This window comes from Microbacterium sp. (genome assembly GCF_031178525.1).
GTDB lineage: Bacteria > Actinomycetota > Actinomycetes > Actinomycetales > Microbacteriaceae > Microbacterium.
The window spans coordinates 1-14,849 of sequence record NZ_JAPSJA010000043.1 but is presented as its reverse complement, the minus strand read 5'-3'; the positions used below and the strand labels follow the sequence as shown (position 1 = coordinate 14,849).

The window sequence follows — 14,849 nt, the reverse complement described above, 5'->3', positions numbered from 1 at the left end:
CGCACCCAGCAGGGCAACAACAACGGCTACGCGCAGGACACTCCCCTCAGCTGGGTGCACTGGGATGAGGCCGACGAGCCGCTCATCGAGTTCACGGCGCTGGTGTCGCGGCTGCGGCGGGACCATCCGACGTTCCGGCGCTGGGTCTTCTTCGACGGCCGCACCGTGCGGCGCGGAGAGGGCGACCCGCTGCCGGACATCGCGTGGCTCACACCCGACGGCACGCTCATGGACGACAGCGACTGGCAGACGAGCTACGCGCGTTCGCTCGGCGTGTTCCTGAACGGCCAGGGGATCCGAGAGCGCGGGTCGCGTGGCGAGCGGATCGTCGACCGCAACTTCCTGCTGCTGTTCAACGCCCACAGCGAGCCCGTCGACTTCACCCTTCCGGAGGAGGAGTACGCGAGCGCGTGGGAGATCGTGGTGAACACGGCGGACGGTCGCGATCTCACGCCGCATGAGGCCGGCTCCACCCTGCCGGTCGCCGCCCGCTCGATCGCCGTGCTGCGTGAGTGGCAGGAGGCCGAGCAGGAGGCCGACTGGTCGCCGGCGGCGTCGGTGCGGCGCCTGCTCGAGGACGGCGGCGCAGAATGAGCCGCATCCCGCTCTCGACCTACCGGCTGCAGCTGCGGCGTGAGTTCGATCTGGACGACGCCACGAAGGTCGTCGACTACGTGAAGGCGCTCGGCGTCGACACGGTCTACCTTTCGCCCCTGCTCGCGAGCGAGCCGGGATCGAACCACGGCTACGACGTGATCGACCACTCGCGGGTGGATCCGGACCGCGGCGGCGCCGAAGGGCTCGCGCGGTTCTCGGCGGCCGCGCGAGCGGCGGGCCTCGGCGTGCTGGCGGACGTGGTGCCCAACCATGTGGGCATCGAGACGCCGCGCCTCAACCCGTGGTGGTGGGACGTGCTCACGCACGGTCGCGACTCGCGGCATGCACACGCGTTCGACATCGACTGGGACGCGGGCGGCGGACGCATCCGGATCCCGGTGCTGGGCGACGAGGACGCCGAGCGGGCGGATCTCGGACTCACGATCGAGGACGGCGAGCTCGCGTACTACGAGCACCGCTTCCCCCTCGCTCCCGGCACGGCCGACGACGGCGCGTCGCCGGGCGTCGTGCACGGACGCCAGCACTACGAGCTCGTGAGCTGGCGCCGCGGCGACTCCGATCTGAACTACCGGCGCTTCTTCGCGGTGTCCACGCTGGCGGCCGTGCGCGTGGAGGACGAACGGGTGTTCGACGACAGTCATGCCGAGATCCTGCGGTGGGTGCGCGAGGGGCTCGTCGACGGGCTGCGCATCGATCACCCGGACGGTCTGACGGATCCCGGTGGGTATCTCACACGCCTCGCCGAGGCGACGGGCGGGGCCTACGTGCTCGTGGAGAAGATCCTCGAGCCGGGCGAGCCGCTGCCGTCTCACTGGGCGACGGCCGGCACGACGGGCTACGACGCGCTGGGTGATATCGACCGCGTCCTCGTCGACCCCGCAGGACGCACGGCACTCGACGAGCTCGAGGTCGAGCTGCGCGGGGACTCTCCGCAGGACGGCCCTGCCGACTGGCAGCGGATGGTGCACGACGGCAAGCGCGCCGTCGCGGACGGCCTGCTGCAGGCCGAGGTGCGACGCCTGGCGCGTCTCATGCCGGACATCGAGGGCGCCGAGGACGCGATCGCCGAGCTGCTCGCCTGCTTCCCCGTCTACCGCTCCTACCTGCCTGCGGGCCTCGAGCACCTGCACGAGGCCGCCGACGCGGCGAAGCAGCGGCGCGGCGATCTCGCCGGCACCATCGAGCGCCTGCTCCCCCGCCTGTCGGATCCGGACCACCCCGCGGCGATCCGGTTCCAGCAGACCTCCGGCGCGGTGATGGCGAAGGGCGTGGAGGACGCGGCCTTCTACCGGTACGGACGGCTCGTCTCGCTCAACGAGGTCGGCGGGGATCCGTCGGAGTTCGCGATCGACGTGGCCGAGTTCCACCGCCGGCAGGCCCAGCGGCACGCGTCCTGGCCGCAGTCGATGACCACCCTGTCGACGCACGACACGAAGCGGGGCGAGGACACGCGCGCGCGCATCGATGCGCTCGCGGAGGTGCCGGGCCTGTGGCGCAGCACCCTGCGCACGCTGCGCTCGCAGGTGCCCATCGGCGACGGTCCGTTCGAGGCCCTGCTGTGGCAGTCGCTCATCGGCGCGTGGCCGCTGTCGCGAGAGCGCGCGCACGCCTACGCCGAGAAGGCGGCCCGCGAGGCCGGCACGAGCACGACCTGGACCGCTCCCGACGAGCAGTTCGAGCGCGCGATGCACGCCCTGGTCGATGCGGCCTTCGACGACGACGATGTGCGCGGCGCGCTCGAAGCCTGCGTCGAGTCTGTGCGGGCGGCGGGATGGTCGAACTCGCTGTCGGCGAAGCTGCTCCAGCTGGCCGCGCCGGGCGTGCCCGACGTGTACCAGGGATCCGAGCTGTGGAACCGGTCGCTCGTCGATCCGGACAACCGCCTGCCCGTCGACTACGACGAGCGACGAGCGATCCTGCAGCGGATCGATGCGGGCGAGTTGCCCGAGCTCGACGAGACCGCGGCCGCCAAGCTGCTCGTCACGACGCGTGCCCTGCGGGCACGGCGCGACCGGCCGGAGCTGTTCTCGCGCTACGCCGGGCTCGAGGTCGTGGGGCCCGCGGCCGCGCACGCCGTCGCCTTCGACCGCGGCGGCGCCATCGCGATCGCGGCCCGGTTGCCGCTGGCGCTGGAGCGGCGCGGCGGCTGGGCCGATACGCACGTCATGGTGCCGCCGGCGCGATACGCAGACGCGATCACGGGGGCGCCGTTCGCGGGCGATGCGCTGCCTTTGGCGCAGGTGCTCGCCCGCTACCCCGTCGCGCTGCTGCTGAGGGAGGACGACTGATGGGCTTCGAGGTCTGGGCACCGAAACCGGCGCGCGTGCGCCTGCAGGTCGACGATGCGACGCACGACATGACGCGGGACGAGCACGGCTGGTGGCGAGCGGATGTGACGCCCCGGCCCGGTCAGCGGTACGGGTACCTGCTCGACGATCGCGCCGATCCCGTGCCGGACCCGCGCTCCCTGCGTCAGCCGGACGGTGTGCACCAGCTCGGCCAGGTGCAGGACCTCTCGTTCGCGTGGGCCGACGAGCAGTGGACAGGACGGCAGCTGGCCGGATCGGTGATCTACGAGATGCATCTCGGCACGTTCACGCCGGACGGAACCCTCGACTCCGCGATCGAACGACTTCCGCACCTCGTCGAGCTCGGCGTGGACTTCGTCGAGCTGCTGCCGGTGAACGCCTTCAACGGCGACTGGAACTGGGGATACGACGGCGTGCTCTGGTACGCGGTCGACGAGACGTACGGCGGACCGGAGGCGTACCAGCGCTTCGTCGACGCGTGCCACGCCGCGGGGCTCGGTGTGATCCAGGACGTGGTGTACAACCATCTCGGCCCCAGCGGCAACTACCTGCCGCTGTTCGCGCCGTACCTGCGTGAGGACAGCGCCAACACCTGGGGTTCGTCGCTCGACCTGGCCCGTCCGGAGGTGCGCGAGCACATCATCGGGAACGCCTTGATGTGGCTGCGCGACTTCCACGTCGACGGACTGCGGCTCGACGCCGTGCACGCCCTCATCGACGACTCGCCGACGCATCTGCTGCAGGAGATGGCTGAACGCGTGGACGCGCTGAGCGCGCACCTGCGGCGCCCGCTCACGCTGATCGCCGAGTCGGACATGAACGACCCGAAGCTCATCACTCCCCGCGAGGCGGGCGGCTACGGCCTGCATGCGCAGTGGAGCGACGACTACCACCACGCCGTGCACGTGGCGCTGACCGGCGAGACGTCGGGCTACTACGCCGACTTCGAGCCGATCGAGGCGCTCGCGAAGGCCGCGACACGAGGGTTCTTCCACGACGGGACCTGGTCGTCGTTCCGTGAGCGCGCCCACGGCCATCCGATCCCGCCCGAGACGCCGACCTGGCGGCTCGTCGCCTACGCGCAGGATCACGATCAGATCGGCAACCGCGCGACGGGCGACCGTCTGTCGCAGGCCCTGGACGACGACCTGCTCGCGATCGCGGCACTGCTGGCGCTGGCAGGCCCGTTCACCCCCATGCTGTTCATGGGAGAGGAGTGGGCCGCGTCCACGCCGTGGCAGTTCTTCACGGCGCACCCCGAGCCCGAGCTCGGCCGGGCGACGGCCGAGGGACGGATCGCGGAGTTCGAGCGCATGGGCTGGGACCCCGCGGTCGTGCCCGACCCGCAGGACCCGGAGACGTTCCGCCGCTCGAAGCTCGACTGGTCGGAGCCGTACGGCGACGAGTCGCGTCACACGCGCCTGCTCGCCGTCCACCGCGAGCTCATCGCGCTGCGACGTCGCGAACCGGACCTGACCGACCCGCGCTTCGACCGCCTGTCCGCGGAGTTCTCGGAGGACCCGAAGTGGATCCGCATCCGCCGCGGCGCCCTCGAGATCGTCGTCAATCTGGGTGACGTTTCGCTGGCGATCACGCCGCCGCGCGAGGTCCTGTTCTCGACGAAGCAGCTGGACGCCGAGGTCGACGGCATCCCGCCTCGCGCCGGCGCCATCATCCGCCCCTGACGGAACCGTACCCGCGTGGGCTCACCGGCCCGGCACGCCTCGTCGTGCGGGCTCGGCGAACCCAAGCGCGTCCGTGATCAGTCGTCCTGCAGCGCGGCGGCGTAACCCGACACCGAGCGGGTGTAGCGGGTCAGGTGCGGTGCGAGCGCGGTGAGCGCGACGGACAGCCCGCGCTGCGGGTCGCCGGCCGAAGCCAGGGCGAGGGCGTAGAAGGCCGCGACCTCGTCGCGCAGAGGACCACCCTCCCGCTCGTACTCGTCGCGCAGCAGTGTGAGCGCCTCCTCCGTCTTGCCGAGGTTGCGGATGGTGCTGGCGAGCTGGATGACCGTCTGCGTCCGCCGGTCCTCGTCGAGCCCGAGCTCGATCGCGCGCCGATAGAGCGGTTCGGCATCGGCCTCCAGCCCGGCGCTGTCGCGCGCCCCGGCCCGCTCGAAGAGTGCGACGGGGTCGTCCTCGCCCCGCTCCGAGGCGAGCGCGTCGATCCGGACGATCCTCTCCCGGTCGTCGAGCGACGGATCCTGCCAGAGCGCATCGATCCGGTGCTGCCAATCGTGCAGGGAGTCGGCCATGCGGGTCCTCTCAGACAGACGAAGGGGGACGGATGCGCAGCGGCATCCGTCCCCCGGGAGCGAGCGCGGCGGATTACTCCGCCGCGGCCTCCTCCGTCTTCTTCTTGCGGGTCTTCTTGGCCGGCTTCTCCTCGGCGGGCGCTTCCTCGGCGGCGGCCTCCTCAGCGGGGGCCTCCTCGGCCGGGGCGTCCTCGGCGGCAGCCTCGTCCGTGCCGGTCTCGGTCTCGTCGTCCTCGGTCGCGGCGAAGCCCGACAGGTCGACGGCCTTGCCGTTGCTGTCGACGACCTCGACCTTGCCCAGCACGATGGCCAGCGCCTTGTTGCGCGCGACATCGCCGATGACCGCCTGCAGCTGGTTGCCCTGCTGCAGCGCCTCGATGAACTGCTGCGGCGCCATGCCGTACTGACCCGACATCTGGATCAGGTACTGCGTGAACTCCTCCTGCGAGACCTGCACCTCGAGCTTCTCGGCGATCGCGTCGAGCAGCATCTGCGTGCGGAACTGCTTCTCGCTGGCCTCGGTCACCTCGGCGCGGTGCGCGTCGTCCTCGAGGCGGTTCTCCTGCTCGAGGTGCTGGTGCACCTCGTCCTCGACGAGCTGGGCGGGGACGGGGATGTCGACCTTCTCGAGCAGCGTCTCGACGAGCTTGTCGCGCGCGGCCGAGCCCTGCGAGAACGCCCCACGCGACTCGACCTGCTCGCGGAGGCTGTCGCGCAGCTCAGCGATCGTGTCGAACTCGCTCGCCATCTGCGCGAAGTCGTCGTCGGCCTCGGGCAGCTCGCGCTCCTTGACAGCCTTGACCGTCACCGCGACCTCGGCCTCCTCGCCGGCGTGGTCGCCGCCGACGAGCGTCGAGCGGAACGTGGTGTCCTCGCCCGCGGTCAGCGACTCGATGGCCTCGTCGATGCCGGGCAGCAGCTCGCCCGATCCGACCTCGTACGACACGCCCTCTGCGCGGTCGATCTCGGCGCCGTCGATCGTGGCGACCATGTCGAGCTCGACGAAGTCGCCCGCGGCGGCGGGACGATCGACAGGGATGAGCGTGCCGAAGCGCGAGCGCAGGCGGTCGAGCTCCTCGTCGAGAGCTGTCTCGTCGACCTCGGTCGCATCGATCGTGATCGTGAGGTTCTCGTAGTCCGGGATCTCGAACTCGGGACGCACGTCGACCTCGACGTCGACGATCAGGTCGCCCGAGAAGTCCTTCTCGTTCGGCCACTCGACGATGTCGGCCGACGGACGGCCGAGCATCTTCACCTCGTGCTCGGCGACGGCGGCACGGAAGAACCCGTCGAGGCCCTCGTTGACCGCGTGCTCGATGACGGCGCCGCGACCGACGCGCTGGTCGATGATCGGAGCAGGAACCTTGCCCTTGCGGAAGCCGGGAACCTGCACGTCCTGAGCGATGTGCTCGTAGGCGTGCTGGATGCTCGGCTTGAGCTCGTCGGGGCTGACCGTGATGTGCAGCTTCACCCGGGTGGGGCTGAGCTTCTCGACGGTGCTGGTGACCATAGGGGTTCGTTCTCCTCGTGACTCCTCCCGCGCGCAGGCCGCGCGACGGGATCGTAGGTCTGGGTGGGCCGATTGTCGGGGCGACAGGATTTGAACCTGCGGCCTCCCGCTCCCAAAGCGGGCGCTCTACCAAGCTGAGCTACGCCCCGGGGAGTCCCCGCACGGGAACACGAAACGGCCCCGTGAAGTCTAGCCGACGAAGTCGGACACGCCTTCACGGGGCCGTGTACTGGAGGGGATGACGGGAATCGAACCCGCGTAGCCAGTTTGGAAGACTGGGGCTCTACCATTGAGCTACATCCCCGCAGCCGGTGAAACCGGCAGCGCGTTCGAGTCTAGCCGACTCCGCGCCGGTTCCCCGACCTGAGCCGCCGACGTGTCGTCTGAGGCGGTTCCGCGGCGGGAAATAGGGCGATCGCCCGATGTCCGGCACCCACCTCAGCGACAACCGTGGAGTCATCAGCAGGAGATGACGGGAGCGGGACATGTACATCGATCCGATGGTCGCGATCAACGAGTACGAGCTGCATGTGCGGGACGCCGAGGAGCACATCGCCCGGCTGCGGGCACTCGAGGAGCGTCGCGCGGGTGAGCCGACGCCGACCCGCCCGGCTGCCGCGCGCCGCACGGGAGTGCTGCGCCGCCTGCTGCCGCGGCACGGCGCGTGAGGCAGGCATGGTCGGATGTCGGCGCCCGGTGGGACGATGAACGGGTGGCACCCCGGACGTCGACACTCATCGGACGCGACGCCGAACTCGGCACCCTCGCGGAGGCGCTCGCGCAGGTGCGCGGCGGGCGACCCCGCATGGTCGCGATCGGCGGCGAAGCGGGGATCGGCAAGACGCGCCTGCTCACCGACTTCCTCGACCGGCACGGGGCCGACGCGCGCGTCCTGATCGGCCGCTGCATCGACCTGGGCGGATCCGGCGCCGCGTACACGTCGATCGCGGCCGCTCTGCGCCCGCTGATCGCCGAGCTCGGTGCCGAGGAGGTCCAGCGCATCGTGGGCGGCGGTCTGCACGCACTGCAGGGACTGTTCCCTCAACTCGGCGGCGACGGGCCGGCGCGGGGGCAGGCCGGAGGCCTGCACGAGTCGATCGCGCTGCTGCTGGAGGCCGTGAGCGTCGAGCGGCCGATCGTGCTCGCCATCGAGGACCTGCACTGGGTCGATCCGGCGAGCCTCGCCGTGCTGCGCTTCCTCGCGCGGGGCCTGGGTGACGCGCGCGTGCTGCTGATCCTCACCTACCGTGCGGAGGATGTGCACCGCGGCCACCTCGCGCGTCCGTTCCTGGCCGACATCGCACGGGACAGGGCCGCGACGCGGATCGAGCTGCCGCGCCTGAGCCGCGATGGGACCGGGCGCCTGATGCGCGAGCTGCTCGGCGCGACCCCGTCTGAGGCATCGATCGATGCGCTCCTCGAGCGCACCGAAGGCGTGCCGTTCTACATCGAGGAGCTCGTCGATCTGCACGAGTGCGCGGAGGATGCCACGACGCTCCCCGACGGGCTGCGCGACCTGCTGCTCGTCCGATACGAGTGGCTGCCGGACGACGCGCGTGCCATCGTCCGGCACATCGCCGTCGGCGGCATGGAGGTCGATCACGACCTGCTCGCCGCGGTCTTCCACGGCAACGCCGCCGAGCTCGAGACCGTGGTGCGCGAAGCCGTCACCGCCGGAGTGATCCTGACGACACCCACGGGCTACACGTTCCGGCATGCGCTGGTGCGGGAGGCGATCCTCGATGACGTGCTGCCGGGCGAGCGCGAGCGGCTTCACGAGCGCTACGCCGTGGAGCACGAGGCGCGCGCCGCCGCGGGTGCGTCCGTCGCGGCAGCGATCGCCCATCACTGGGCCGGCGCGCGCGACAATGCCAGAGCCTTCGAGGCGTCGCTGCGCGCCATGCGCGAGGCGCGGGCGGCGATGGGCTACGCCTCGGCCGCTCAGCACGCGGAGCGGGCGCTGTCCCTCTGGAACGTCGTCCCGGGCGCCCAGGCGGTGGCGGGGATGGACCACCTGGAGCTCATGGGACGGACGGCCACCTACCTGCGCAACGCGGGAGACGTCGAGCGCAGTCTGGCGATCCTGAGCAGCGCGCTGCGCGAGTGCCCGCCCGGCACGCTGGAGCATGCGCTGCTGCTGAACAACCAGGGCCGCGGCCTCGCGATCGCGGCACGACCGGCGTCCATCGAGTCGTACCGGGAAGCGCTCGCGACGCTCGACGCGCTCGGCGACGACCGTGCGATCGACACCCTGCGGGCCGATGTGATGATCTCGCTCGCGGGCCGCCTCGTGCTCATCGGCGAGGATTGCGAGGCGCTGACCCTCGCGACGGACGGCGCCGCTCTCGCACACCGCCTCGGTGCCGTGCGGCTCGAGTCGGTGGGCGTCAATATCGCCGCGCTCTGCCATGGTCACCTGGGGCGGGTCGACAAGGCGCGCGACGGGCTCGAGCGCGCCAGGGAGATCGCGAGCGAAGACGGTCCCGCTCTGCTGCGGTACTGGGTCAACGCCTCGGATCTCGCCCACAACCTCGGCGACTACCCGCGCGCGCTCGATATCGCGCGCGAAGGGCTGGCGGCAGCGCGCCGGCTCGGCGCCGATCGCACCTCCGGCGTCATCCTCGCCTCCAACGTGCTCGACCCGCTCATCGCGCTGGGGCGGTGGGGGGAGGCGGACGAGGTGCTCGAGCGCTACCTCGCGATCGCTCCTACGACGTCGGGACGCTCCTATCTGGTGCGCGACCGCGCCCTGATGCAGGTGCTGCGCGGGGATGCCGCCGGGGCCCGGGAGACGCTCTCGGCCGCGAGATCCCTGTTCACCTCGACCTCGGCGTTCGAGCTGCAGGCACGGCTGTCGGTCGCACATGTCTCGGCCGAGGTCGCGCTGGCGCTGAACGACGACGCGCATGCGTGGCGTGAGGCGCAGACGCTGCTCGCGGCCGATCCCGAGCGGCTCCATCCCGCGTACGTAGCGCCGTTCGCCTGGACCGTGGCACGCGTCATCCGCCGGGCGGCCCATGCGCAGCGCGAGGTCATCGACGCGCGCTCTGTCGCCGGGCGGCTGCGCGAAATCGTCGAGCTGTTCTCCTGGTGGCCGACACACGGGGCGTGGCGCCCGCTGATCGACGCCGAGCTGTCACCCTCGGTCGAGATGCTCGAGCGCGCCGTCGAGGCCTCGTCCGATGCGCGCATACCCGGTCATGTGCGTCCGCGCGTGCTGCTGCACCTGGGAGAGGCGCTGCAGGGTGCGGGCGACAGGGTCGCGGCGCGAGAGCGCGTCGAGGAGGCGTGCGAGAGCGCCGCCGCATTCGGGGCGATCGCGGCCCACCGGGACGCATCGGCGTTCGGCCGGTCCGCGGGCCTGCTGCGCAACACGTCGCCGCGAGCGGCTCACGGCCTCACCGAGCGGGAGCGCCAGGTCGTCGAGCTGATCGCGGCGGGGCTCAGCAACAGGCAGATCGGCGAGCGGCTGTTCATCAGCGGCAAGACCGCGAGTGTGCACGTGTCTGCGATCCTGCGCAAGCTCGGCGCCGCCAATCGCGCGGAGGCGGCGCACCTCGCACGAGACCTCGTCGCAGGCTGACGCGTTCAGCGGGCCGCGAGCCGCTGACCATGCCGCTCCGCATGCGCGAGATAACGCTCGGCGTTGTCGCGCAGCCCGGCGACCTCCTCGTCGGAGAGTGCGCGCCGCACCTTGGCCGGCACACCGGCGACCAGCGAACGCGGCGGGATCTCCGTGCCCTCCAGCACGACCGCCCCCGCCGCGACGAGACATCCCGCCCCGACGATCGCACCGGACAGCACGACGCTCCCCATGCCGATCAGCGCGCCGTCGCCGATCGTGCATCCGTGCACGACGGCATTGTGGCCGACGGACACGTACTCTCCGATCCGAGCGGGATGCGAGGCGTCGACGTGCAGCGACACGTTGTCCTGGATGTTGCTGAACGCCCCGATCGAGATCGTCTCGACATCGCCGCGGAGGACCGCGTTGTACCAGATGCTCGCCCGCTCGCCGATGGCGACGGCTCCGATCACACGCGCGCCGTCCGCCACGAACGCATCGGGGTGGATTGCAGGCACGTCCTCCTCTCCCGTCGACGAGCTCAGCGGCAGGATCGAGGCGTGCGGTGACACCGGCATGACGCCGACTCTACGGCGTGGCGGGCGACGATCCGGGCTCGGCGCGACGAGCCTTGCCGACCTGTGCGAGAGGGTCCATCGTGGAGACGTCGGAAACGCACGGAGGGAGGTCGCGATGCATGCGGAATTCGGAGACCACCTGGTGGTCGAGGGCTCGACGGCGGAGGCGCACCGGCGACAGGCGGTCGTGCTGGAGGCACGCGGGGAGGGTGGCGGACCGCCCTACCTCGTGCGGTGGGCAGACGGCCACGAGAGCCTGGTCTTCCCGGGACCGGACGCGCACATCGTGCCGGCGTGACGCGGGCGACCGTGCGTGTCAACCCCCCGCGCGGAGGAGAGGGTTGGCTACCCTTGCTTTTCCCAGGTGAGGGCCGGTTTAGCCCAGCCTTCGCTTGGTTGCGGAATGCGAGGAGCCGAGTAGCGTTGTCATCACTGAGCGGCCCGGATCCATCGGGTTTCGGCCGACACACTTCGGAGGGAAAGCAATGAGCAGCAACCAGACCATCGCCACCACCGCCGCCGACCCGACTGTCGCCGCGGGCGCTTCGCAGTTCCTCTCCCCCGTCGTGCTGGGCCTGCAGGCGCTGACCGTCAACGGCAAGCAGGCGCACTGGCACGTTCGCGGCGAGAACTTCATCGGCGTGCACGAGTTCCTCGACACGCTCGTCGAGCACGCGGGCGGCTGGGCCGACGACGCCGCCGAGCGCATCGTCGCTCTGGGTCTGCCCGTGGACGCCCGCATCCAGACGGTCGCCCAGAAGGGCGCCGACACGGCCGTCTCGGCCGGGTTCTCGCAGTCGCCCGACACCATCCGCGCCGTCGTCGCCGACATCGACAAGGTGCTCGTCGACCTGCAGGCCGCGATCGAGGGCCTCGACGAGATCGACCTGACGAGCCAGGACATCGCCATCAGCATCAAGCAGGGCCTCGAGAAGGACCGCTGGTTCCTCGTGGCCCACATCGCGGAGTGACCCTCCGCCGTCGACCGGCCACGAACGCCCCGGCTCATGCCGGGGCGTTCGTCGTTCACGAGCGCTGCAGGTAGCGCAGCACCGCCAGCACGCGTCGGTGATCCGAGGGCGACTCCCCGAGGCCGAGCTTGGTGAAGATCGCGCTCACGTTCTTCTCGACGGCTCCGACCCCGATGAACAGCCGCTCGGCGATCGTCCCGTTCGAGCGGCCCTCCGCCATGAGCTCCAGGACGTCGCGCTCGCGGGGCGTGAGCGTCGCGACCGGATCCGGCGGCGATGCCAGCAGCTGGCTCACGACCAGCGGATCCAGCACCGTGCCGCCCCCGCGCACACGTGCCACGGCATCCGTGAAGTCGTCGAGCGAGGTCACGCGATCCTTTAGCAGATACCCGACTCCCCCTGCCCCGCTCGCGAGCAGCTCCCGCGCATAGACGCCCTCGATGTACTGGCTGAGCACAAGGATGCCGAGCCCGGGCAGGGCCGCCCTGAGGGCCAGCGCCGCGCGCACGCCCTCGTCGCGGAACGACGGCGGCAGCCGGACGTCCAGGATCGCGATGTCGGCCCGCGCCGCCCTCACGCGCTCCACGATGCCCTCGGCGTCGCCGTATGCGCCGGCCGTGACGTAGCCGGCTTCGTCGAAGAGTCTGACGAGCCCCTCCCGCAGCAGCAGCGAATCCTCGACGAGGACGACGCGGACGGCTTCAGCGGAAGGGGCATCCATCACGCGTTCAGGATACGGATCGCTCACCCCGCGGGCGCCGCGAGCGGGATGTGCGCCCCGATCCGGGTGGGGCCGCCCGCGGGGCTGTCCACCGACAGCGTCCCGCGCAGACCCGCAAGCCGCTGAGCAAGCCCCTCCAGTCCGTGACCGGGGGCGGCGAACGCCCCGCCGCGACCGTCGTCGACGACCCACAGGTCCAGCGCGGCCGGCTCGCTCTCCGTGGCGGCCGCCGTCCACACCCGCATCGTGACACTGCGCGCGGCGGAATGCTTGGCGGCGTTCGTCAGGAGCTCTGCGGCGACGAAGTAGGCGTTGCGGGCGATATCGGAGGGAACGGCCGCATCCAGCTCGGGGGCCGCCTCCACGCGGACGTCGAGCGGACTGGTCGCGGCAAGGCCGTGCAGCGCGGCCGACAGGCCGCGATCCTGCAGCAGGGGCGGCGCGACACCGGAGGACAGCGCACGGAGCTCGTCGAGCGCACCCTGCGCGTGAGCGAGAGCCTCACGCGCAAGCTGAGCGGCAGCGTCCCCGTCGCCCGCCGCCGCGCGGCGCTCGAGCGCCGCCAGATCGAACTGCAGCCGGACCAGGCGCTGCTGCGGCCCGTCGTGGAGGTCGCGCTCGAGCCGGCGCAGCCCCTCGTCTTCTGCGCGCACAGCCGCTCCGCGCGCTGCGGTCTCGGCGCGCAGCTCGACCGCCAGGTCGTCGGAGGGCCACCGGCCGACCAGCGCACCCGCCGCGCCGTGATGCAGGCGCGCGAGTGCGCCGAAGACCCACGGCATCGTCGCCGTGAAGATCACGCCCGCGATGAAGATGAGAACGCCCTCCACCACCCCGGGCGGCCAGGTGCCGAACACCCACGGCAGGAACTCCGCCACGTAGCGGCCCCACTCACCGCCCTCCGCGTCCGGGATGAAGATCGACCAGAACCAGTGCGTCAGGCCGCCGAGCCCCGCGCTCAGCCACCCGACGACGATCGCGAAGCTGACGGCGGAGAGGACGATGGACACGAGCGTGCCGTGCAGCAGGGAGCTCCAGTAGTGCGGATTGCGCAGCGGCAGCGTGAGCCGCCCCCAGAAGCCGACGCGCGGCGTGCGGTCACGGTCCCACTCGGGCTCGCGGATGAACGGCAGGCCCGTCAGAAGCAGCAGGTAGCGATCGGCGACGCCGAGACCGCGGGCCACGAGAAGCGAGAGCACGATGAGCGGCAGGCCGATGACGATGACGATCGTGCCCACCCCCGCGAAGAACAGCGCAGACAGCAGCGAGATCGACAGCGTGGCGATCGCGAAGCGGACGATCACGTACAGCGCCGTGCCGGGCACGCGGGTCCACAGCGATGCGTATCCCCATCCCGGGTCCGGGCGCGGTGCGGTCAGCGCGGGCCCCGCGGCGCGTGGGGCCGTGGGACGTTCGACGGTCATGCTCTCCTCGTACATGCATCCAGCCTCCCGAGCGAGGCGCTCGGCGGGCATCCGGCCCGCGACCGTATCGAGGCGGGGGTTAGCCCCCGGGTCACGCCAGATGGGTGATCCGGCCACCGATCATCGTGGCGTGCACCGGCATCGTGCGCAGCACACTCTCATCGGCGGTCACGGGGTCTCGCGCGACGAGCGCGAGGTCGGCGAGGGCGCCGGGCTCGATGCGGGATCCGTAGCGGGATCCGCCGTAGGTGGAAGCGGCCAGCGCCGTCTCGGCGTCCAGCCGCTCCGCCGCCCCCCATGCCGGGCGCTCGCCGTGCGAGCGGAACACGGCCGCGGCCATCGACACCCACGGGTCGAGCGGGGCGACGGGGGCATCGGATCCGAGCAGCACGTTCGCCCCCGCGTCGTGCAGCGAGCGGAGGGGGAAGGCGAGGGCCGTCTGAGAGGCCCAGAGCTCGTCGGTGAGGTCGCGGTCGTCGATCGCGTGCTGCGGCTGCACGCTCGCGCCGACGCCGAGCCGTGCGAAGCGCGCGAGATCGGCGTGCCGCACCAGCTGGGCGTGCTCGATGCGGCCGACGGCCCCCGTGGCCGCGAACGCGTCCAGCGCGTGCGAGTTCGCGACGTCGCCGATCGCGTGGATCGCGCAGCCGATGCCGGCCGCGGTGGCCGCCGTCATGAGCTCTGCGAGCTCATCCGGCGCCACCGTCAGCATCCCGTGGTTTCGCGGATCATCGCCGTAGCCGTGCGAGCAGGCGGCCGTGCGCGTCCCGAGCGATCCGTCGGTGATGACCTTGAGCGGGCCGACGCGCACGAGCTCGGTGTCGGTTCCCCGCAGCGGATCGCCCGATTGCAGGCCGAGCGCGATCGCGCGATCAAGATGCTGGGGGTAGATGCCGAAATCG

Annotated in this window: 12 protein-coding genes, 2 tRNA genes and 1 pseudogene; 7 read left to right on the top strand and 8 right to left on the bottom strand. The window is 71.4% G+C overall.

Translation table 11 applies throughout. The annotated features are described in order from the left end of the window. The 3 genes and pseudogenes from RIF89_RS04920 to treZ all read left to right on the top strand — a co-directional run. Positions 1–594, top strand: a pseudogene (locus tag RIF89_RS04920) (glycogen debranching enzyme); the annotation flags it as partial. Beyond that, complete coding sequence (treY, locus tag RIF89_RS04915) at positions 591–2,906, top strand: malto-oligosyltrehalose synthase (protein ID WP_309068024.1); 2,316 nt, start codon at positions 591–593, stop codon at positions 2,904–2,906. The pseudogene RIF89_RS04920 and the gene treY, both read left to right, overlap by 4 nt. After that, positions 2,906–4,612, top strand: coding sequence for a malto-oligosyltrehalose trehalohydrolase (gene treZ / locus RIF89_RS04910; RefSeq protein WP_309068023.1), 1,707 nt, complete (start codon positions 2,906–2,908; stop codon positions 4,610–4,612). Before treY ends, treZ begins: the two co-directional genes overlap by 1 nt. Positions 4,613–4,689: 77 nt before the next feature. Here the strand turns inward: treZ and RIF89_RS04905 are convergent, their stop codons facing one another. The 4 genes from RIF89_RS04905 to RIF89_RS04890 all read right to left on the bottom strand — a co-directional run bounded on the left by RIF89_RS04905 (position 4,690) and on the right by RIF89_RS04890 (position 6,995). Beyond that, complete coding sequence (locus RIF89_RS04905; RefSeq protein ID WP_309068022.1) at positions 4,690–5,181, bottom strand: tetratricopeptide repeat protein; 492 nt, start codon at positions 5,179–5,181, stop codon at positions 4,690–4,692. A 73-nt stretch (positions 5,182–5,254) separates the two neighbouring features. Beyond that, positions 5,255–6,691 carry a trigger factor gene (gene tig, locus RIF89_RS04900; RefSeq protein ID WP_309068021.1) on the bottom strand — a complete coding sequence of 479 codons (1,437 nt, stop codon included), beginning with the start codon at positions 6,689–6,691 and terminating at the stop codon, positions 5,255–5,257. A gap of 75 nt (positions 6,692–6,766) precedes the next feature. Further along, positions 6,767–6,840 (bottom strand) — tRNA-Pro (locus RIF89_RS04895). 81 nt (positions 6,841–6,921) lie between these two features. After that, positions 6,922–6,995: transfer RNA gene (locus RIF89_RS04890), tRNA-Gly, on the bottom strand. 181 nt (positions 6,996–7,176) lie between these two features. Between RIF89_RS04890 and RIF89_RS04885 the strand changes: the two genes are divergently transcribed. Then, the gene (locus tag RIF89_RS04885) at positions 7,177–7,359 is read left to right on the top strand and encodes a hypothetical protein (protein ID WP_309068020.1); all 183 of its coding nucleotides are present in this window, start codon (positions 7,177–7,179) and stop codon (positions 7,357–7,359) included. Positions 7,360–7,403: 44 nt separating this feature from the next. Continuing rightward, positions 7,404–10,274 (top strand): AAA family ATPase, encoded by a 2,871-nt coding sequence (locus tag RIF89_RS04880; RefSeq protein ID WP_309068019.1) that lies wholly within the window; start codon positions 7,404–7,406, stop codon positions 10,272–10,274. A gap of 5 nt (positions 10,275–10,279) precedes the next feature. Here RIF89_RS04880 and RIF89_RS04875 read toward each other — a convergent pair whose 3' ends face one another. Further along, entirely contained in the window at positions 10,280–10,834 is a 555-nt protein-coding gene (locus RIF89_RS04875) for a gamma carbonic anhydrase family protein (protein ID WP_309068018.1), read from the bottom strand. Positions 10,835–10,949: 115 nt separating this feature from the next. On the opposite strand from RIF89_RS04875, the gene RIF89_RS04870 reads away from it, so the two are divergent. Further along, a complete protein-coding gene (locus RIF89_RS04870; RefSeq protein ID WP_309068017.1) occupies positions 10,950–11,132 on the top strand; it encodes a DUF1918 domain-containing protein in 183 nt (60 codons plus the stop codon). A 187-nt stretch (positions 11,133–11,319) separates the two neighbouring features. Then, positions 11,320–11,805, top strand: coding sequence for a DNA starvation/stationary phase protection protein (locus RIF89_RS04865; RefSeq protein WP_309068016.1), 486 nt, complete (start codon positions 11,320–11,322; stop codon positions 11,803–11,805). Between the two features lie 55 nt (positions 11,806–11,860). Here RIF89_RS04865 and RIF89_RS04860 read toward each other — a convergent pair whose 3' ends face one another. The 3 genes from RIF89_RS04860 to RIF89_RS04850 form a co-directional block, all read right to left on the bottom strand. Beyond that, positions 11,861–12,526 (bottom strand): response regulator transcription factor, encoded by a 666-nt coding sequence (locus RIF89_RS04860; RefSeq protein ID WP_309068015.1) that lies wholly within the window; start codon positions 12,524–12,526, stop codon positions 11,861–11,863. A gap of 23 nt (positions 12,527–12,549) precedes the next feature. Continuing rightward, positions 12,550–13,947 (bottom strand): sensor domain-containing protein, encoded by a 1,398-nt coding sequence (locus RIF89_RS04855; RefSeq protein ID WP_309068014.1) that lies wholly within the window; start codon positions 13,945–13,947, stop codon positions 12,550–12,552. Between the two features lie 91 nt (positions 13,948–14,038). Continuing rightward, positions 14,039–14,849 (bottom strand): amidohydrolase family protein (locus RIF89_RS04850; protein ID WP_309068013.1); only part of this gene is annotated, 811 nt, incomplete at its 5' end.